The sequence below is a fragment of the Mycobacterium gastri genome, from assembly GCF_002102175.1.
GTDB classification, from domain to species: domain Bacteria; phylum Actinomycetota; class Actinomycetes; order Mycobacteriales; family Mycobacteriaceae; genus Mycobacterium; species Mycobacterium gastri.
Genome location: NZ_LQOX01000147.1, coordinates 115,469 through 133,703 on the forward strand (window position 1 = coordinate 115,469; position 18,235 = coordinate 133,703).

Annotated in this window: 14 protein-coding genes; 13 read left to right on the forward strand and 1 reads right to left on the reverse strand. The window is 66.2% G+C overall.

What is annotated here, in order from left to right; all coding sequences use genetic code 11:
- Position 1 precedes the first annotated feature (1 nt).
- From AWC07_RS24380 to AWC07_RS24440, 13 genes are all read left to right on the forward strand, one after another.
- Positions 2 to 853 (forward strand): ESX secretion-associated protein EspG, encoded by an 852-nt coding sequence (locus tag AWC07_RS24380; RefSeq protein ID WP_036416823.1) that lies wholly within the window; start codon positions 2 to 4, stop codon positions 851 to 853.
- A gap of 38 nt (positions 854 to 891) precedes the next feature.
- The gene (locus tag AWC07_RS24385) at positions 892 to 1,434 is read left to right on the forward strand and encodes a secretion protein EspH (RefSeq protein WP_036416825.1); all 543 of its coding nucleotides are present in this window, start codon (positions 892 to 894) and stop codon (positions 1,432 to 1,434) included.
- Between the two features lie 3 nt (positions 1,435 to 1,437).
- Positions 1,438 to 3,159, forward strand: a complete 1,722-nt coding sequence (eccA, locus tag AWC07_RS24390; protein ID WP_036416827.1) for a type VII secretion AAA-ATPase EccA — start codon at positions 1,438 to 1,440, stop codon at positions 3,157 to 3,159.
- 3 nt (positions 3,160 to 3,162) lie between these two features.
- Positions 3,163 to 4,605, forward strand: a complete 1,443-nt coding sequence (gene eccB, locus AWC07_RS24395; protein WP_036416829.1) for a type VII secretion protein EccB — start codon at positions 3,163 to 3,165, stop codon at positions 4,603 to 4,605.
- Positions 4,605 to 6,842 (forward strand): type VII secretion protein EccCa, encoded by a 2,238-nt coding sequence (eccCa, locus tag AWC07_RS24400; RefSeq protein WP_036416831.1) that lies wholly within the window; start codon positions 4,605 to 4,607, stop codon positions 6,840 to 6,842. The genes eccB and eccCa overlap by 1 nt, the downstream gene beginning before the upstream one ends.
- The gene (gene eccCb / locus AWC07_RS24405) at positions 6,839 to 8,611 is read left to right on the forward strand and encodes a type VII secretion protein EccCb (RefSeq protein WP_036416833.1); all 1,773 of its coding nucleotides are present in this window, start codon (positions 6,839 to 6,841) and stop codon (positions 8,609 to 8,611) included. The genes eccCa and eccCb overlap by 4 nt, the downstream gene beginning before the upstream one ends.
- A gap of 140 nt (positions 8,612 to 8,751) precedes the next feature.
- On the forward strand, positions 8,752 to 9,048 hold the full coding sequence (locus AWC07_RS24410; protein ID WP_036416836.1) for a PE domain-containing protein: 297 nt from the start codon (positions 8,752 to 8,754) through the stop codon (positions 9,046 to 9,048).
- 48 nt (positions 9,049 to 9,096) lie between these two features.
- The gene (locus tag AWC07_RS24415; RefSeq protein WP_036416844.1) at positions 9,097 to 10,197 is read left to right on the forward strand and encodes a PPE family protein; all 1,101 of its coding nucleotides are present in this window, start codon (positions 9,097 to 9,099) and stop codon (positions 10,195 to 10,197) included.
- 92 nt (positions 10,198 to 10,289) lie between these two features.
- Positions 10,290 to 10,592, forward strand: a complete 303-nt coding sequence (locus AWC07_RS24420; protein ID WP_036416839.1) for a WXG100 family type VII secretion target — start codon at positions 10,290 to 10,292, stop codon at positions 10,590 to 10,592.
- A 36-nt stretch (positions 10,593 to 10,628) separates the two neighbouring features.
- Positions 10,629 to 10,916 carry a type VII secretion system ESX-1 WXG100 family target ESAT-6 gene (esxA, locus tag AWC07_RS24425; RefSeq protein ID WP_023368930.1) on the forward strand — a complete coding sequence of 96 codons (288 nt, stop codon included), beginning with the start codon at positions 10,629 to 10,631 and terminating at the stop codon, positions 10,914 to 10,916.
- 116 nt (positions 10,917 to 11,032) lie between these two features.
- Positions 11,033 to 13,249 (forward strand): MinD/ParA family ATP-binding protein, encoded by a 2,217-nt coding sequence (locus tag AWC07_RS29925; RefSeq protein ID WP_085105267.1) that lies wholly within the window; start codon positions 11,033 to 11,035, stop codon positions 13,247 to 13,249.
- Positions 13,246 to 14,781 carry a type VII secretion integral membrane protein EccD gene (eccD, locus tag AWC07_RS24435; RefSeq protein ID WP_036418886.1) on the forward strand — a complete coding sequence of 512 codons (1,536 nt, stop codon included), beginning with the start codon at positions 13,246 to 13,248 and terminating at the stop codon, positions 14,779 to 14,781. Before AWC07_RS29925 ends, eccD begins: the two co-directional genes overlap by 4 nt.
- A 113-nt stretch (positions 14,782 to 14,894) precedes the next feature.
- On the forward strand, positions 14,895 to 15,683 hold the full coding sequence (locus AWC07_RS24440; RefSeq protein WP_036418883.1) for a hypothetical protein: 789 nt from the start codon (positions 14,895 to 14,897) through the stop codon (positions 15,681 to 15,683).
- A gap of 138 nt (positions 15,684 to 15,821) precedes the next feature.
- On the opposite strand, the gene AWC07_RS24445 is transcribed toward AWC07_RS24440, so the two are convergent.
- Positions 15,822 to 18,125 (reverse strand): secretion protein EspK, encoded by a 2,304-nt coding sequence (locus AWC07_RS24445; RefSeq protein WP_084293750.1) that lies wholly within the window; start codon positions 18,123 to 18,125, stop codon positions 15,822 to 15,824.
- Positions 18,126 to 18,235: the final 110 nt, after the last annotated feature.

Sequence of the window (18,235 nt, forward strand, 5' to 3'; positions counted from 1 at the left end):
TATGACCGGTCCGCTCGCTGCCGGCCGCGCGGGCCTCGTCGACGACGTCGTCGGCGTCGAGGTGACCATCGACGGCATGCTGGTACTCGCGGACCGGTTGCATCTGGTCGATTTCCCAGTGGCACTGGGCATCCGGCCGAACATCCCGCAAGACGACCTGCGGGAAGTCGTCTGGGACCAGGTGCGGCGTGACCTCACTGCGCAAGGCGTGCTGGACCACAACGGCTATCCCCATCCGACAGTCGCCTCGATGGTGGACACCCTGAGCCGGTCCGACCGGACCCTCGAGGCTCGCTGGTGGCGTCGCGACATCGGCGGCGTCATGGTGCGGTTCGTGGTGTGCCGCAAGGATGATCGCCATGTTATCGCGGTGCGCAATGGCGACATGCTGGTGCTACAGCTGGTGGCTCCTCAGGTCCGTCTGGCAGGCATGGTGACAGCCGTGCTGGGTACCGCGGAACCCGCGAGCGTGGAACCGCTGACGGGCCTCGCGAGCGAGCTGGCCGAGTGCACCACCGCGGCTCAGCTGACCCGGTACGGCCTCGCCCCGACCGCGGCCCGCACCTACACCGAGATCGTGAGCAATCCGGACAGCTGGGTGGAAATCGTCGCCAGCCAACGCCATCCCGGCGGCACGACGACGCACACCAAAGCTGCCGCCGGTGTTCTGGACTCAGCGCACGGCAGGCTGGTGTCCCTTCCCCGCGTCGTCGGCGGTGAACTGTACGGCAGCTTCCTCCCGGGCACGCAGCAGAACCTACAGCTCGCACTGGACGCCCTGGTGGAACTTCTTCCCGCGGGCTCCTGGTTAGATCACGCCTCGGATCACACCCAAGCCTCGGCCCGAGGCTGACTGCTCAATCTCCGTCACGAGTCAGAAAGGGAGCCATAGTGGACCTGCCCGGGAACGACTACGTCAGCGACGATTTCGGCGCGCTGGATTTCACCGCCGGTGCCGCCGAGGAATCTTCACTTGACGCGCTCGATGAGTACGCGCCGCCCGAACCGGCGGACACCGGAGCCGACCTGGACGCCCTGCACGGGTTGACCGAGAAGGAAGAAGAGTCCGAGCTCGAGTTGTTCACGGTGACCAACCCGCAGGGCAGCGTGTCGGTCACGGCGATGATGGGCGGCATCATCCAGAAGATCACGGTGACCGACAAGGCCTCGCGCATGACCGAATCAGGGCTTGCCGAAGAGATCTTCGTCATCGCCGACCTGGCCCGGCAAAAGGCCCGGGCAGCCCAGCACACCTTCATGATGGAGAGCATGAATGAGTTGACGGGCGACGGAGAGGAGGCGAATGCCCTGCTTCGCGAGTTCGTCGAAATGACTCTGAATTTGCCGACGCCCGAAGAAGCCGCCGCGGCCGAAGCCGAGGTGTTCGCCACTCGCTACGAGGTCGACTACACCTCTCGGTACAACGAACGGTGATACATGACTGATCGCCTGGCCGGTCTGTTCGAAAGTGCCGTCGGCATGCTGCCGTTGTCAGAGGCGCGGTCGCTGGACCTGTTCACCGAAATCACCAATGACGACGAGTCGGCCTGCGATGCGTGGGTCGGCCGGATCAGATGCGGTGACCTCGACCGGGTGACGCTGTTCCGCGCCTGGTATTCGCGCCGGAACTTCGGCCGATTGGCGGGTTCGGCGCAGATCTCGATGAGCACCCTGGGCGCCAGAGTCCCCATCGGCGGCCTGTACGGAGACATCACCTACCCCGTTGCATCGCCACTGGCCATCACCATGGGGTTCGCCGCATCCGAAGCGGCCCAAGGCAATTACGCTGACGCCATGGAGGCCATCGAGGCCAGCGCGGTCCCCGGGTCCGAGCATCTGGTGTCGTGGCTCAAAGCGGTGATCTACGGCGCCGCCGAGCGCTGGACCGATGTGATCGACGAAGTCAAGAGCGGCGCGAAATGGCCGGACAAGTTCTTGGCGGGGGCTGCCGGTGTGGCGCACGGTGTGGCGGCGGCAAACCTGGGCTTGTTCACCGAAGCCGAACGCCGCCTCACCGAAGCCAACGACTCGCCGGCCGGTGAAGCGTGCGCACGCGCCATCGCGTGGTATCTGGCCATGGCGCGCCGCTCCCAGGGCAACGAAGACGCCGCGGTGGCCCTGCTGGAATGGTTGCAGACCACCCATCCGGGTCCGAAAGTGTCCGCGGCGCTCAAGGATTCATCGTATCGTTTGAAGACGACCACGGCCGAGCAGATCGCTTCCCGCTCCGACCCGTGGGATCCGGGCAGCGTGGTGACCGACACCTCCGGTCGCGAGCGGCTGCTGGCCGAAGCCCAGGCCGAGCTGGACCGCCAAATCGGACTCACCCGCGTCAAAACACAGATCGAGCGATACCGCGCGGCGACCATGATGGCCCGGGTTCGCGCTGCCAAGGGCATGAAGGTCGCCCAGCCCAGCAAGCACATGATCTTCACCGGGCCGCCCGGTACCGGCAAGACCACGATCGCGCGGGTGGTGGCCAACATTCTGGCCGGGTTAGGTGTCATCGCCGAACCCAAGCTGGTCGAGACATCGCGCAAGGACTTCGTCGCCGAGTACGAGGGGCAGTCGGCGGTCAAGACCGCCAAGACGATCGACCAAGCCCTGGGCGGCGTGCTGTTCATCGACGAGGCCTACGCGCTGGTGCAGGAACGGGATGGGCGCACCGACCCGTTCGGGCAGGAAGCGATGGACACGCTGCTGGCCCGCATGGAAAACGACCGTGACCGGCTGGTGGTGATCATCGCCGGCTACAGTTCGGACATCGATCGGCTGCTGGAGACAAACGAGGGCCTGAGGTCCCGCTTCGCCACCCGCATCGAGTTCGACACCTACAGCCCCGAAGAGCTCCTGGAGATCGCGAAAGTCATTGCCACCGCCAATGACTCGATGCTGAGCACCGAGGCCGCCGATGAGTTCCTGCGGGCCGCCAAGATGCTGCACGAGCGGACGTTGCGCGGCCGCCCGGCCCTCGATATCGCCGGAAACGGCCGCTACGCACGGCAATTGGTCGAAGCCGCCGAGCAATACCGGGACATGCGCCTGGCACAGGGCATCGACATCGAATCTCTGGACGTGGACCGGCTGCAAGAGATCAACGGCGCCGACATGGCCGAGGCGATCGCCTCTGTGCATGCGCACCTCAACATGAGAGAGTGAACCATGGGGCTTCGCCTCACCACCAAGGTTCAGGTCAGCGGCTGGCGCTTCCTGCTTCGCCGGCTCGAGCACGCGATCGTGCGGCGCGACACCCGCATGTTCGACGATCCGCTGCAGTTCTACAGCCGTTCGGTCGGGCTGGGCATCGTCATCGCGGTCTTGATCCTGCTCGGGGCCGGGCTGTTGGCCTTCTTCAAACCGCAGGGAAAGCTCGGCGCCAGCAGCCTTCTCACCGACCGGACGACCAACCAGCTGTACGTGATCGTGTCAGGACAGTTGCATCCCGTCTACAACCTGACCTCGGCCCGGCTGGTGCTGGGAAACCCGGCCAACCCCGCCACCGTGAAGTCCTCCGAACTGAGCAAGATGCCATTGGGTCAGACGATCGGCATCCCCGGCGCCCCTTACGCCACACCGGTTTCCGGGGACACCACCTCGACCTGGACCTTATGCGACACCGTCGTCCGGCCCGGCGCCGCGTCCGCCGCAGTTCAGACGTCGGTCCTGGTGATGCCCTTGCTGATCGATTCGTCGATCAACCCGATCCAGGCCAACGAGGCAACGCTGGCCACCTACCAGGGCCAGACCTGGATTGTCACCGCCAAGGGCCGACATTCGATCGATCTCAGCGACCGGGCCCTCACCTCAGCCATGGGGATCCCCGTCACCGCCCAGCCGGTCCCGATGTCGGAGGGCATGTTCAACGCGCTGCCCGCGATGGGCGCCTGGCAACTGCCGCCCATACCGGGTGCGGGAACACCGAATACCCTTGGGCTGCCTGATGATCTGGTGATCGGCTCGGTATTTCAGATCCACACCGACAAGGGGCCGCAATACTACGTGGTGCTGCCCGACGGCATCGCTGCGGTGAACGCGACGACGGCGGCGGCACTGCGCGCGACCCAGTCGCACGGACTGGTGGCACCGCCCGCGGTCGTGCCGAGCCTGGTCGTGCGCATTCCCGAACGCGTTTACGACTCGCCGCTGCCCGCCGAGCAGCTCAAGATCATGTCCAGGCCGGACGAGCCCACCCTGTGCTGGATGTGGGAACGCAGAGCCGGAGATCAGGCGCCGAAGACAACGGTTCTGTCCGGACGGCATCTACCGATCCCACCGTCGGCCATGAACACCGGTATCAAGCAGATCCAAGGCACCGCAACGGTATATATCGACGGTGGCAAGTTCGTCCAGTTGCAGTCCCCTGATCCGCGCTACGGCGAATCGATGTACTACATCGATCCGGAAGGGGTGCGTTACGGGGTCCCGAATGCCGATTCCGCCAAAGCACTGGGTCTGGGTTCCCCGAAAACCGCGCCCTGGGAGGTCGTTCGGCTACTGGTTGACGGGCCGGTGTTGTCCAAAGACGCCGCCCTGTTAGAGCACGAAACGCTTCCCGCCGATCCCAATCCACGAAAAGTCCCCGCCGGAACACCCGGAGTCCCCTGATGACGACGAAGAAATTCACCCCGACCATTACTCGCGGCCCACGGCTGACACCGGGCGAGATCAGCCTCACCCCGCCCGACGATCTCGGTATCGACATTCCGCCCTCGGGCGTTCAGAAGGTGCTGCCCTACGTGATGGGTGGCGCCATGCTCGGCATGATCGCGATCATGTTCGCCGGCGGACGGCAGTTGTCGCCGTACATGCTGATGATGCCGCTGATGATGATCGTGATGATGGTCGGCTCCCTGGCCGGGGGTACCGGCGGTGGCGGCAAGAAGGTGCCGGAAATCAACGCCGACCGCAAGGAATACCTGCGTTATCTCGCCGGGCTCCGCGGACGGGTAACGTCCTCGGCCACCTCACAGGTGGCGTTCTTCGGTTACCACGCCCCGCATCCCGACGATCTGCTGTCACTCATCGGTACCCAGCGGCAGTGGTCCCGGCCCGCCAACAGCGACTTCTACGCGGCCACCCGGATCGGGATCGGCGACCAGCCGGCGGTGGACCGATTGTTGAAACCGGCCGTCGGCGGCGAGCTGGCTGCGGCCTCCGCGGCACCGCAGCCGTACCTCGAGCCGGTCAGCCACATGTGGGTGGTCAAGTTCCTGCGCACCCACGGGCTGATCCACGACTGCCCGAAACTGCTGCAGTTGCGCACCTTTCCCACCATCGCGATCGGCGGCGCGCGGCCGGGTGCCGACCGGTTGCTGACGGCCATGATCTGCCATCTCGCGGTGTTCCATCCGCCGGACTTGTTGCAGATCCGGGTCCTCACCGATGATCCCGAGGACCCCGATTGGTCCTGGCTCAAATGGTTGCCGCACGTTCAGCATCAGACCGATTCCGACGCCGGCGGGCCGGTCCGGATGATCTTCACCCGCCCGGATGGTCTCGCCGACCTGGCCGCGCGCGGGCCGCACGCTCCCGACACGCTTCCCACCGGCCCCTACGTCGTCGTGGTGGACCTCACCGGCGGCAAGGCCGGATTCCCGCCCGACGGCCGGGCCGGTGTCACGGTGCTCACCCTGGGCAACCACCGCGGCTCGGCTTACCGCATCCGGGTCGCCGAGGACGGGACTGCTGACGACCGGCTGCCGGGCCAGCAGTTTCGCCTGGTGACCTCGGTCGCCGACAGCATGTCGCCGCACGAAGCGTCTCGTCTCGCCCGCAAGCTGGCCGGCTGGTCCATCACGGGCACCATCCTGGACAAGACGTCGCGCGTCCAGAAGAAGGTCGCCACCGAATGGCATCAGCTGGTGGGCGCCAAGACCGTCGAGGAGATCACCCCTGGGCGCTGGCGGATGTACACCGACACCGACCGTGATCGGCTCAAGATTCCCTTCGGTCACGAACTCAAGACCGGCAACGTCATGTACCTCGATATCAAAGAGGGTGCGGAGTTCGGCGGCGGGCCGCACGGCATGCTGATCGGCACCACCGGTTCCGGGAAATCCGAGTTTCTGCGCACCCTGATCCTGTCGTTGGTGGCCATGACCCACCCGGATCAGGTCAACCTGCTGCTCACCGACTTCAAGGGCGGCTCGACCTTCCTGGGAATGGAAAAGCTGCCGCACACCGCCGCCGTCATCACCAACATGGCCGAAGAAGCCGAGCTCGTCAGCCGGATGGGCGAGGTGTTGACCGGCGAACTGGACCGCCGGCAGTCGATTCTGCGGCAGGCCGGGATAAAGGTCGGTGCGTCCGGCGCCCTCTCCGGGGTCGCCGAGTACGAGAAGTACCGGGAACGCGGGGCCGATCTTCCGCCACTGCCAACGCTTTTCGTCGTCGTGGACGAGTTCGCCGAGTTGCTGCAAAGTCATCCCGACTTCATCGGTCTGTTCGACCGGATCTGCCGGGTGGGTCGGTCACTGCGGGTGCATCTGCTGCTGGCCACCCAGTCACTGCAGACCGGCGGTGTTCGCATCGACAAGCTGGAACCCAACCTGACCTACCGAATCGCATTGCGCACCACCAGCTCTCATGAGTCCAAGGCGGTGATAGGCACTCCGGAAGCGGTCTACATCACCAACAAAGAGAGCGGTGTCGGGTTCCTGCGGGTGGGCATGGAAGACCCCGTCAAGTTCAGCACGTTCTATATCAGTGGGCCATATGTTCCGCCGGCGGGGGTCGACGCCAATGGCGACGGCAGTAAGGCTGGTCCGCAGATTCCCAAGCAGGCCTTGCGAATCCGGCCGTTCACCGCGGCCCCGATGCTTGAGGAGGCCTTGACGTCATGACCAATACTGAGACAAGGACGTTGCGCGAGGTCATCCTGGACCAACTCAGCACCGCCGAGTCGCGGGCGTACAAGATGTGGCTGCCGCCGCTGACCGATCCGACGCCGCTCAACGAGCTCATCGCGCGCGACCGGCGGCGACCGCTGCGCTTCGCCCTGGGCATCATGGATGAACCGCGCCGCCACCTCCAGGACGTCTGGGGCGTCGACGTTTCCGGAGCGGGCGGGAACATCGGTATCGGAGGCGCACCGCAGACCGGGAAATCCACCCTGCTGCAGACGCTGGTGATGTCGGCCGCTGCCACCCACTCCCCGCGCAATGTCCAGTTCTATTGCATCGACCTAGGCGGCGGCGGTCTGATCTATCTGGAAAACCTGCCGCACGTCGGCGGGGTGGCCAGCCGCTCCGAGCCCGACAAGGTCGCCCGGGTGGTCGCGGAGATGCAATCCGTGCTGCGGCAACGAGAAACCACCTTCAAGGAAAACCGGGTGGGCTCTATCGCCATGTACCGGCAGCTGCGTGACGATCCGAACCAGCCCGTCGCGGCCGACCCTTATGGTGACGTATTTCTGATCATCGACGGGTGGCCGGCCTTCGTCAGTGAGTTTCCGGACCTGGAAATGCAGGTCCAGGATCTGGCCGCGCAGGGACTGTCGTTCGGTGTGCACGTCATCATCTCGACGCCCCGGTGGACGGAGCTGAAGTCACGCGTCCGCGACTACCTGGGCACCAAGATCGAGTTCCGGCTCGGCGACGTCAACGAAACCCAGATCGACCGGATTGCCCGCGAGATCCCGGCGAATCGTCCCGGCCGGGCGGTGTCGATGGAAAAGCACCACTTGATGATCGGGGCGCCCAGGTTGGACGGCGTGCACAGCGCCGAGAACCTGGTGGAGGCGATGACTGCCGGGGTGGCGCAGATCGCGGCCCAGCACACCGACCAGGCACCGCCGGTCCGGGTCCTGCCCGAGCGGATTCACCTGTACGAGCTCGACCCGAACCCGCCCGGACCGGAGGCCGATTACCGCACTCGCTGGGAGATCCCGATCGGATTGCGCGAGACGGACCTGTCGGTGGCGCACGCCCACATGCACTCGAACCCGCACCTGTTGATCTTCGGTGCGGCCAAGTCCGGCAAAACCACCATTGCCCACGCCATCGCCCAAGCGATCTGTGCCCGCAACAGTCCCGATCAGGTGCGGTTCATGCTTGCGGACTACCGCTCGGGCCTGCTTGACGCGGTGCCCGACAGCCACCTGCTTTCCGCCGGCGCGATCAACCGCAACAGCGCAAGCCTGGACGAGGCGGTCAAGGCCCTGGCAGTCAACTTGAAGAAGCGGTTGCCGCCCACCAACCTGACGACGGCGCAGTTGCGCTCGCGTTCCTGGTGGAGCGGATTCGATGTCGTACTCCTGGTTGACGATTGGCACATGATTGTGGGCGCCGCCGGCGGCATGCCCCCAATGGCACCACTGGCACCGTTATTGCCGGCAGCGACAGATATCGGGCTGCACATCATTGTGACCTGCCAGATGAGCCAGGCATACAAGGCGACCATGGACAAGTTCGTGGGCGCCGCATTCGGGTCGGGCGCCCCCACAATGTTCCTTTCCGGCGAGAAGCAGGAATTCCCGTCGAGCGAGTTCAAGGTCAAGCGGCGGCCTCCTGGCCAGGCATTTCTGGTCTCACCGGATGGCAAAGAGGTCATCCAGGCCCCTTACATCGAGCCTCCAGAAGAAGTGTTCGCAGCACCCCCAACCCCCGGTTAAGATTATTTCAATCGCGGTGAGGAGGTCCCGAGACCGCGGTAATCGGAGCCCAGCGCGGTGCTCTTCGCCGGGGTTTACTTCCGGCTATAACTAAACGATTTAACGGCTAGACGGCAAATACCAGGAGAAGAAGTCGGCAAATGGATGAAATGTCACACGCCGCCGCCGCTGCCGACATTGGCGGGCATGTGAGCGATAACGCGCTCGGTGGTGTGGCAGCTGGTGCGACGGCGGTGACGTCGGTGACCGGGCTGGTGCCCGCGGGCGCCGACGAGGTCTCGGCCCAGGCGGCCGCGGCGTTCGCCTCCGCGGGCGTGCAGATGCTGGCTTCCAACAGCTCGGCCCAGGCCGAACTGCAACGGGCCGGAGACGCGGTCCAGGACATCGCCCGGACTTATTCGCAAGTCGACGACGGCGCCGCCGGCGTCATCGCCTAACAGGTCAACCAACCGACAGAGACAGCGCAACCAGAAGGAGTGATCGCCATGTGGTGGCACGCAATGCCGCCGGAGCTGAACACCGCGCGGCTGATGGCCGGCGCGGGCCCGGCTCCGATGCTGGCCGCAGCCACGGGCTGGGCGGCGTTCGCGGCCGCCCTGGATGCTCAGGCCGTCGAATTGACCGCTCGGTTGAACTCGCTGGGTGAAGCGTGGACCGGCGGGGGGAGTGACAAGGCCATTGCGGCTGCCCTGCCGATGGTGACCTGGCTGCAGACCGCCTCAACGCAGGCCAAGACGCGGGGTCTGCAGGCCACGGCGCAGGCGGCCGCATACACGCAGGCGATGGCGACCACGCCGTCGCTGGCCGAGATCGCGGCTAACCACATCACCACCGCAATTTTGGTGGCGACCAATTTCTTCGGCATCAACACCGTGCCCATCGCCTTCAACGAGATGGACTACTTCATCCGCATGTGGATGCAGGCCGCCCTGGCGATGGACGTCTACCAGGCCGAGACCCTGGCTAACACGCTGTTCGACAAGCTCGAGCCAATGACCGCGATCCTCGATCCGAGCATCAGCGGCCAGAGCATGGCGGCGAGCCCGGTCTTCGATATGGCGTCACAGGTCACCGGCGTACCTTCCAGCCAGCTTCAGGCGACGGCTGGACAGCTCGCCGAGGCCAGCGGACCCATGCAACAGCTGACCCAGCCGATGCAACAGATGACTTCGCTTTTCAGCCAGACCGGCGGCATGGGCGGCAGCAATCAGGCCGACGACGATGCTCTGCAGATGGGCCTGGTCGGCACCAGTCCACTGTCCAACCACCCGTTGGCCGGTGGATCCGGCGCCAGTATGGGCGCGGGCTTGTTGCGCGGGGAGGCGCTGCCGGGCGCCGGCGGGACGATGGCCCGCACGCCGTTCATGAGCGAGCTGCTCGACAAGCCTGTCGGCCCGGCCGTGCAACCCGCCGCTGCTGCAGGGTCGTCGGCGACCAGCGGAGCCGCCCCGGTGGGTGCCGGCGCGATGGGACAAGGAGCACAAGCCGGCGGTTCTTCCCGACCGGGGATGGCCGCACCGGCCACGCTCACCCAGGAGCGCAACGACGCAGACGAAGACGACTGGGACGACGAGGACGACTGGTGAGCGTCGCCTCAGACAACAGACTTCCCGGCCACCCGGGCCGGAAGACTTGCCAACATTTTGGCGAGGAAAAGAAAGAGAGAAAGTAGTCCAGCATGGCAGAGATGAAGACCGATGCCGCTACCCTCGCGCAGGAGGCAGGTAACTTCGAGCGGATCTCCGGTGACATGAAGACCCAGATCGACCAGGTCGAGTCAACCGCTGCTTCGCTGCAGGCCCAATGGCGTGGTGCGGCGGGCGCGGCGGCCCAGGCCGCGGTGGTTCGCTTCCAAGAGGCGGCCAACAAACAAAAGGCGGAGCTCGAGGAAATTTCGACGAACATTCGTCAGGCCGGCGTCCAATACTCGAAGGCCGACGAGGAGCAGCAGCAGGCGCTGTCCTCACAAATGGGCTTCTGACCCCCTAATTACCACAAAGAAACGGAGCAATAGGACATGACAGAGCAGCAGTGGAATTTCGCGGGCATCGAGGCCGCGGCCAGCGCAATTCAGGGGAATGTCACCAGCATTCATTCCCTTCTCGACGAGGGCAAGCAGTCTTTGACCAAACTGGCTGCGGCCTGGGGCGGTAGCGGTTCGGAGGCCTACCAGGGCGTCCAGCAGAAGTGGGACGCCACCGCTCAGGAGCTGAACAACGCGCTGCAGAACCTCTCGCGCACGATCAGCGAAGCCGGTCAGGCCATGGCCTCGACCGAGGGCAACGTGACGGGGATGTTCGCATAGGTAACCCCCTATTCGCGTACAATACCGAAGCACGAGATCGGGCGAGTCCAACCCTTTGGGGATCTCGCCCCTTCTCGTGCTTTGTCCTATTTTTGGCGAACTTCTGAGAGGTTCTCATGCCGGCCGACTATGACAAACTCTTTCGGCCCGCTGAAGGTTCGGAGCCTCCAGAAGAAGCGGGCACCGAAACGTACTTCGATGCGAGTTCGCCATATCCACCGCCCGCCAAACCTAATGGCGACGCTCCCGCGACACCGATCGACTGGTCGCAGCCGTTTCCCCCGGCCGCGGCGACCCCGCCTCCCGCCTCGGTAGAGACGCCGCCGCCACCACCCAAGTCGCCGCTGCCCCCCATGCCGATCGGCGGACCCCCGCCGGCACCACCCGAACCACCACCGGCACCACCCGAACCACCGCACGCCGTCGCCGAACCGGCACCGGCCGGGCCCAAGTCGCCGCTGCCCCCCATGCCGATCGGCGGACCCCCGCCGGCACCACCCGAACCACCACCGGCTCCACCCGAACCACCAGAACCACCATCGGTACAACCGCAAGCCTTCGCCGAACCACCGGCGCCGCCCGAACCCCCGCAGACTGTGCCGCCGGGCAAACCGGTGTCCGCTGCTGAACCGCCGCCGGCTGGCAAGCAGCCCTCGGCCGAACCGCCACCGGCACCGCCGTCACCCAAACCTCCAGTCGCACCGATGCCGATCGGCGCGCCGCCGACGCCAGCACCACCACGACCCGAACCCACGCACCGCCCCGGCCCACCGCCACCGGCCACGACTTGGCGATCACCCTCCCCCCAAGCAGCACCGCAACCGTCGCGGTCCGCCGCCGAACCGGTTGCGGCCGCCCCGAAACCACCGCAACCTCCTACCACGCCGACTCGGCCCATAGCGACCGAAACGTCACCGCACAGCGTTCGGGCCGGCGAGCATCAGCAACCGCCCCCCGCGCAACCGCAGTCCGATGCTCCCCGGCATTCGCGACGCGCCCGCCAGGGTCACCGCTATCGGCCCGAACCGGATGACGACGAGACGCCGTCGGCAACTGGTGCCGCCCTTCCGCAACGCCCGTCGGCAGCAGAGACGCAACCGGCGTCCACGGTTGGACCGGCATCCGCGTTCGCGTGGTTACCGCAAAGCCACTCCGACGTCGATCGTCCGTCGGAGGCCGCGCCCGCTGCGGCCGCACCTCCTGTCGAAACCCATCCCGAACCCACTGGCGGCCGTCGCGCCAGGCGGCGCGCCGATCAGGCCGCTGACGCGACACCAACAACCGCGCTGCCTCCATCCCGGCTGGCGCCCACTCGGGCTCAGCCCCCGGGCCCGGTGCGCGCTCAACCGCCGCACTCTCCCACCCGGGGTCAACTCCCGGCTGCTCCGGCCCCGGCCAGGCCCCACATCGAGCCTGCTCCCGTCGATGGTCGTCGCGCCGGGAAGCCCGCGAAACTGGTGTCCAAACGTGGGTGGCGGCGTTGGTTGCACTCGATCACCCGGATCAACTTCGGACTGTCACCCGACGAGAAATACGAACTGGGCCTGTGTAACAGGGTCAGCAGAAGACCTCGCGGCTCGTATCAGATCGCGGTGCTGGGCCTGAAGGGCGGTGCCGGCAAGACCACCACGACGGTCACGCTGGGCACGACACTGGCGCAGGTACGGGGTGACCGGATCCTGGTGCTCGATGCGGATCCGGGCGGCGGCAACCTCGCCGACCGCGCGGGCCGTTCGTCGCCCTCGTCGATCGCGGATCTACTGGCCGACCCGGAGTTGTCGCACTACAACGACGTCCGCGCGCACACCAGCGTAAACGCCGCCAATCTCGAAATCCTGCCCGCTCAGGAATACACCACCGCGCGCCGCGGGCTCAGCGGCGACGACATGCGGGTTGCGGTCGACAAGGTATCCAAGTTCTACAACCTCGTCGTTGCCGACTGCGGAGCGGGGCTCTTCGACCCGGTGACGCGCAGCGTACTGGAAACATCGTCGGCAATAGTGATCGTGACGAATGTATCGATCGACAGCGCTCGCCAAGCCGCAATCGCCATGGAGTGGTTGCGTCACAACGGATATCAGGACCTTCTGAACCGCGCCTGCGTGGTCGTCGACCATGTATGTGTCGGAGAGACCAACGTCGCGGAAAAGCACGTGGTCCGGCAGTTCGAACAGCAGCTCCAGCCCGGCCGGGTGGTGGTCTTACCGTGGGACAAGCACATTGCGGCCGGCGGCGAAATTCACCTCGACCAGCTCGGTCCGGTCTACAAACGACGAATCCTCGAGCTGGCAGCAGCCTTATCCGACGATTTTGAAAGGGCCGGACGTCGATGAGCGCACCTGCCGTTACCGCCCCCGCCGCCGCCGCGGGAACAACTCCGCCCAAACCGGCGACCACCCGGGTAACCATGCTGACCGGCAAACGAATGACGGACCTGGTGCTGCCCGCGGCGGCACCCATGGGAACCTATATCGACGACACTGTCGCGGTGCTGGCCGATCTGCTGGAAGACACCCCGCCCGACGTCTTGGCCGGCTTCGACTTTTCCGCACAGGGCGTGTGGGCCTTCGCCCGGCCCGGATTCCCACCGCTGAGACTGGATCAATCGCTCGACGAAGCAGGAGTGGTCGACGGCTCATTGCTCACCCTGGTGACCCTGAGCCGCACCGAGCGTTATCGGCCGCTCGTCGAAGACGTCATCGACGCGATAGCCGTGCTTGACGAATCGCCAGAGTTCGACCGCTCGGCCCTGGAACGCTTCGTTTGTGTGGCAATACCGGTGATGACCCTGCCGATCACCGCGGTCGCCGTTCGGGCGTGGTGGGCAACCGGACGCAGCCCCTTCTGGCCGCTGGCGATCGGCATCATCGGGGTGGCGGTGCTAGTGGGCTGCTTTGTCGCAACGCGGTTCTACCAGAAAATGGGCCTGTCCGAGAGCCTGCTGCTCGCGGCTTACCAACCGCTCACCGCCGCGGCGGCGATCGCTGTTCCGCTACCGCGTGGAGTGCACTCGCTGGGAGCTCCGCAGCTCGCGGCTGCCGCCACGGCCGTGTTGTTCCTGACGCTGATGACGCGCGGCGGTCCTCGGCGGCGTCATGAATTGGCGTCGTTCGTCGCGATCACATCGATCGCGACCATTGCCGCCGCGGTTGCCTTCGGCTACGGCTACCAGCACTGGGTCCCTGCGGGTGCGATCGCATTCGGGCTGGTCATCGTCACGAACGCGGCCAAACTGACCGTTGCCGTCGCGCGGATTGCGCTACCGCCCATCCCCGTTCCGGGCGAAACCGTGGACAACGAGGAACTGCTCGATCCCGTCACCGCCCAGGACGCCACCAACGAGGAGACCCCGACCTGGCAGGCCATCATCGCGTCAGCGCCGGCGTCTGCCGCACGTCTGACCGAGCGCAGCAAATTGGCCAAGCAGCTGCTCATCGGTTACGTCACGGCCGGGACCCTGGTGCTTGCCGCCGGTTCGATCGCGGTGGTGGTGCACGGACACTTCTTCGTGCACAGCCTGGTGGTGGCGGGCCTGATCACAGTTATCTGTGGGTTCCGGTCGCGGCTGTACGCAGACCGGTGGTGTGCGTGGGCAATGCTGGCGGCGGCCGTCGTCATCCCGACAGGTCTGGCGGTCAGGCTCAGCCTCTGGTATCCGCAGCATGCCTGGCTAATGCTGACCGTTTACCTCGCCACCGCGGTGGTGGCTCTGATCGTGGTGGGAGCGACGGCTCAGATCCGTCGCGTCTCGCCGGTGATGAAGCGGATTCTGGAATTGATCGACGGCGCAATGGTGGCGTCAATCGTTCCGCTCCTGCTGTGGATCACCAGCGTCTACGACATGGTTCGGAATATCCGCTTCTGAGCTGTCGGCGTGCGTTTTTATACACTGCACTGGTGGTCGAAATTGGCGCGATTGGCCTTATGTGAGGTCGGGTAAAATTTGCTCGATGGGTAACCTACAGAAGGGATTTTGCGATGGCTGAACCACTGGCCGTCGATCCCGCCCGCCTGATTGCCGCTGGAAGCAAACTCGCCGAACTTGTTTTCCCGACGCTTCCCGGGCCAATCGCGGCGACCGGATCCGATCCGATATCGGCAGCGATCAACGAGACGATGCCGGGCATCGAATCATTGGTTTCCGACGGGTTGCCCGGCGTCAATGCCGCTCTCAAGCGGACGGCGACCAGCATGTCTACCGCGGCTGACATCTACAGCAAAGCCGATCAGTCGCTGGGCGACGCGTTGACGCAGTACCAATTCGCCTCCGACGGCCAACAGCGCGAAGCCAGCGGGTTGGCTGGGGCCGCGGCGAGCCTGACCGGACAGTCTGCTCAATCGCTGGGCGCTCCCGCCGCGCAACTGCTGGGTGCGCCCGCGGGTGCGGTGTCGCAGCTCGGCCAGGCGGTAAGCGCTCAGGCCGAGGCGCTGTCGCCGCGGGTGGCTGCTACCGTGCCGCAGGTCGTCCAGCTGGCCCCACAAGCCGGTCAGATGGCGCAGCAAGCGTCTCCGATCGCACAGACCATCAGTCAGTCAGCGCAACAGGCGGGCTCGCAAAGCTCGCAGGGCGCCGGCGCAGCGCCCGCCCAACTCGCCTCCGACGCGAAACCGGAGCAGCAGGGGCAACTCGTCGATGACACCAAGAAAGACGAGGACAAAGACGAGGAAGATGGGGCCGCGGCTGGCGCGGCCACGTTGGTCAGCGCTCCCGTCCACGCCGCGCCCGCCGGCGACGCGTCGGCGGGCCCGATCGCAGCACCCGTCTAAGTCTCTCAGCGGCGGGCATCGCTTTCGCCCAGATCTACTTCAGCGCGAAATTGGGTCGCCAGGTCATATCCAGGTGACGGATGAACGCTGTGGCCCCAGATGCGCCCCGGGGCTGATGTGGCCCCGGGGTCAGCAGGTTCAGGATGCCGAGGTCAGGGCGCTGTCGAGCAAACCGGTGACATATCGCCAGTACAGCCAGTCCTCGACCGCTGGGCGCTGAGCCTCCGCGTCGGGCGCGCCGTATGCCTGGTGCAGGGCGATCTCCTGGCAGTGCCCGGCATAGGCGCGGAACGCCCGCAAGTGGGCCACCTCGCGGCCGGTGGCGCTGCTGGTCATCGGCTTCATCAGCTCGAACCACAGCATGTGCCGTTCGTCGTCCGGAGGGTTGGCATCGGCCGGGGCCGGCGGCAACAGGCCCAGCAACTGCAGGTCCTCGGTCTCGGCCAGCTGGGCCGCCGCCGAAGGATCCACCACCTCCAGCCGGGAGCGCCCGGTCATCTTGCCGCTGTCTGGGATGTCGTCCACTTCCAGGATGATCTTGGCCACGCCGGGATCCGAGTTGGCCAATTGCTCCGCGGTTCCGATCACCGCCCGCAGCTTCAGGTCGTGAAACGCGGCCCATCCCTGCACGGCGAGAATCGGATAGGTGGCGAATTGGGCCTTTTCGTCCGCCGGAATGGCGTGGTCGGCACTGGCCATGAACACGTTCGCGGGCAATTGCACGTGGTCGGGTATGTACGCCAGGCCGTAACTGTTGGCCACCACGATTTCGCCGTCGGTGGTCACCGCCGTAACCCAGAAGAATCCGTAATCCCCCTCGTCACGGACGTCGGGCGCATTCAATGCCGCTGCGATGCGACGCGCCAACCGCAGCGGGTCGGCCTTGCCGCGGCGGGCACCAGACGCCGCGGCAATAGCATCGCGCGCCGCCCGCGCCGCCGAAACCGGCACCGACGGCAACACCGTGAGGTCGTCGGCCGACTCAGGCTTTTCCTTCTCGGGCGGCTCGGGCGGCGGCGCCGGTCGGGCTGGAGGCGCTATACGCGCCGACGCTGCGCGTGGAGTCGCTGCTGCCGGTGCCCTGCCGGCCGGGCCCAACGGCGCCCGCCCGGTGGCAGCACGCGAGCCCGCACTTGACGCGGCACCCTGCCCGGTGCTCGGGCTGGCCCCCGCTGACGCCGCGGCAGCGGCGGTCCCGCCGGACATTCCGCGAGCGGCAGCCGGCATCCCGCCGGCGGCCGCGGGTGCCATCGGCTGTGACGACGACCCGTCGTCGCCATGCGACGGGCCCGACGGAGCCGTCGGTTGCGCGGACGGCATCGACGGCGCCTCCGTCGCGGCTGCCGGCTTCACGTGGGCGGGCTCGGTCGACGGGGTTTGCGGCGTCGATGGGGTTCCGGGGTCGCTCGGCATCGACGGCTGGCTCGGTGATGGCGACGGGCCCACCGGAGCCGGTTGCGGGCTCGGCGCCGGCGCCGGCGCCGGTGTCGGTGTCGGTGAAACAGGAGCGGATGGTGCCGGCGCCGGCGCCGGCGCCGGCACGACCGGCGTCACCGGGCTGACCGGCTCCTCCGGCTTCGGCTTGACCGGGTTAACCGGGGTGACCGGCTTAGCCGGCTTGCCCGGGGTAACCGGTGGGATCGGAGTCACCGGCTTGCCCGGGGTAACCGGGGGGACCGGCCTGGGGGTAACCGGAGTGACCGGGACACCGGGGGTAACCGGTTTGCCCGGCGTGACCGGGGGGACCGGCCTGGGGGTGACCGGGGTAACCGGTGCACCAGGGGTCACCGGCTTGTGCGGGTTGACCGGCGTCGGTTCGAAGGGCTTCGGGGCCGGCGGCGCGGGAGCAGGCCGACCCGGAGTTGGTACCACCAACGACGGCACCTCGGGGGTGGGAGGCGTTACCTGGTGGAGCAGATCTGCCAGCGCGTTGTGCGGCGGTTTCCAGTTCTTGGACTCCAAAACGCGCTCAGCGGCTTCTGCCACCAAGCTGGCATTTGCGCTGTGCCTTTCGCGGACCACAGACTCGATTGCCGCTTTTCGGGCATCGGCCTCCAAGTCGGTGTTATTCTCCAGCGCGATTATTTCCCGCTGTGCATCGTCGACGTTGTTGTGAATATCCGACTTTGCTTGTGCGATCAGCCCGGCGATGTGGCGGTGCCAGGTAATGACCCCAACCAGGTAATCCTGCAGCGTGCTCATTTGATTGAGGTTTGCCCCCAGTGCACCGTTGGCGGCATTGGCCGCGCCACCGGTCCACACACCGCCGTCGAACACCTCGACCTGCTGGTGGCGGCAGGCATCCATCACGTCGGTGAACTGGTGCAAGACCCGGTTGTACTGCTGCGCCCGGTCGTAGAAGGTATCCTCATCGGCTTCAGGCCACCCGCTCGGCTCGAGCATCTGCCCGGCGTATTCTCCTATCGGCCTCGGAATGCCCATCGCCTACTCTCCTCCCAACAGCCGCCAGGCCGCAGCGACGAGACCTGTCGGGTAGGTACCCGCAGTGGATCGTTCGACCGGCGCGCACGCGGCACAGCCGCGGCGCCGGC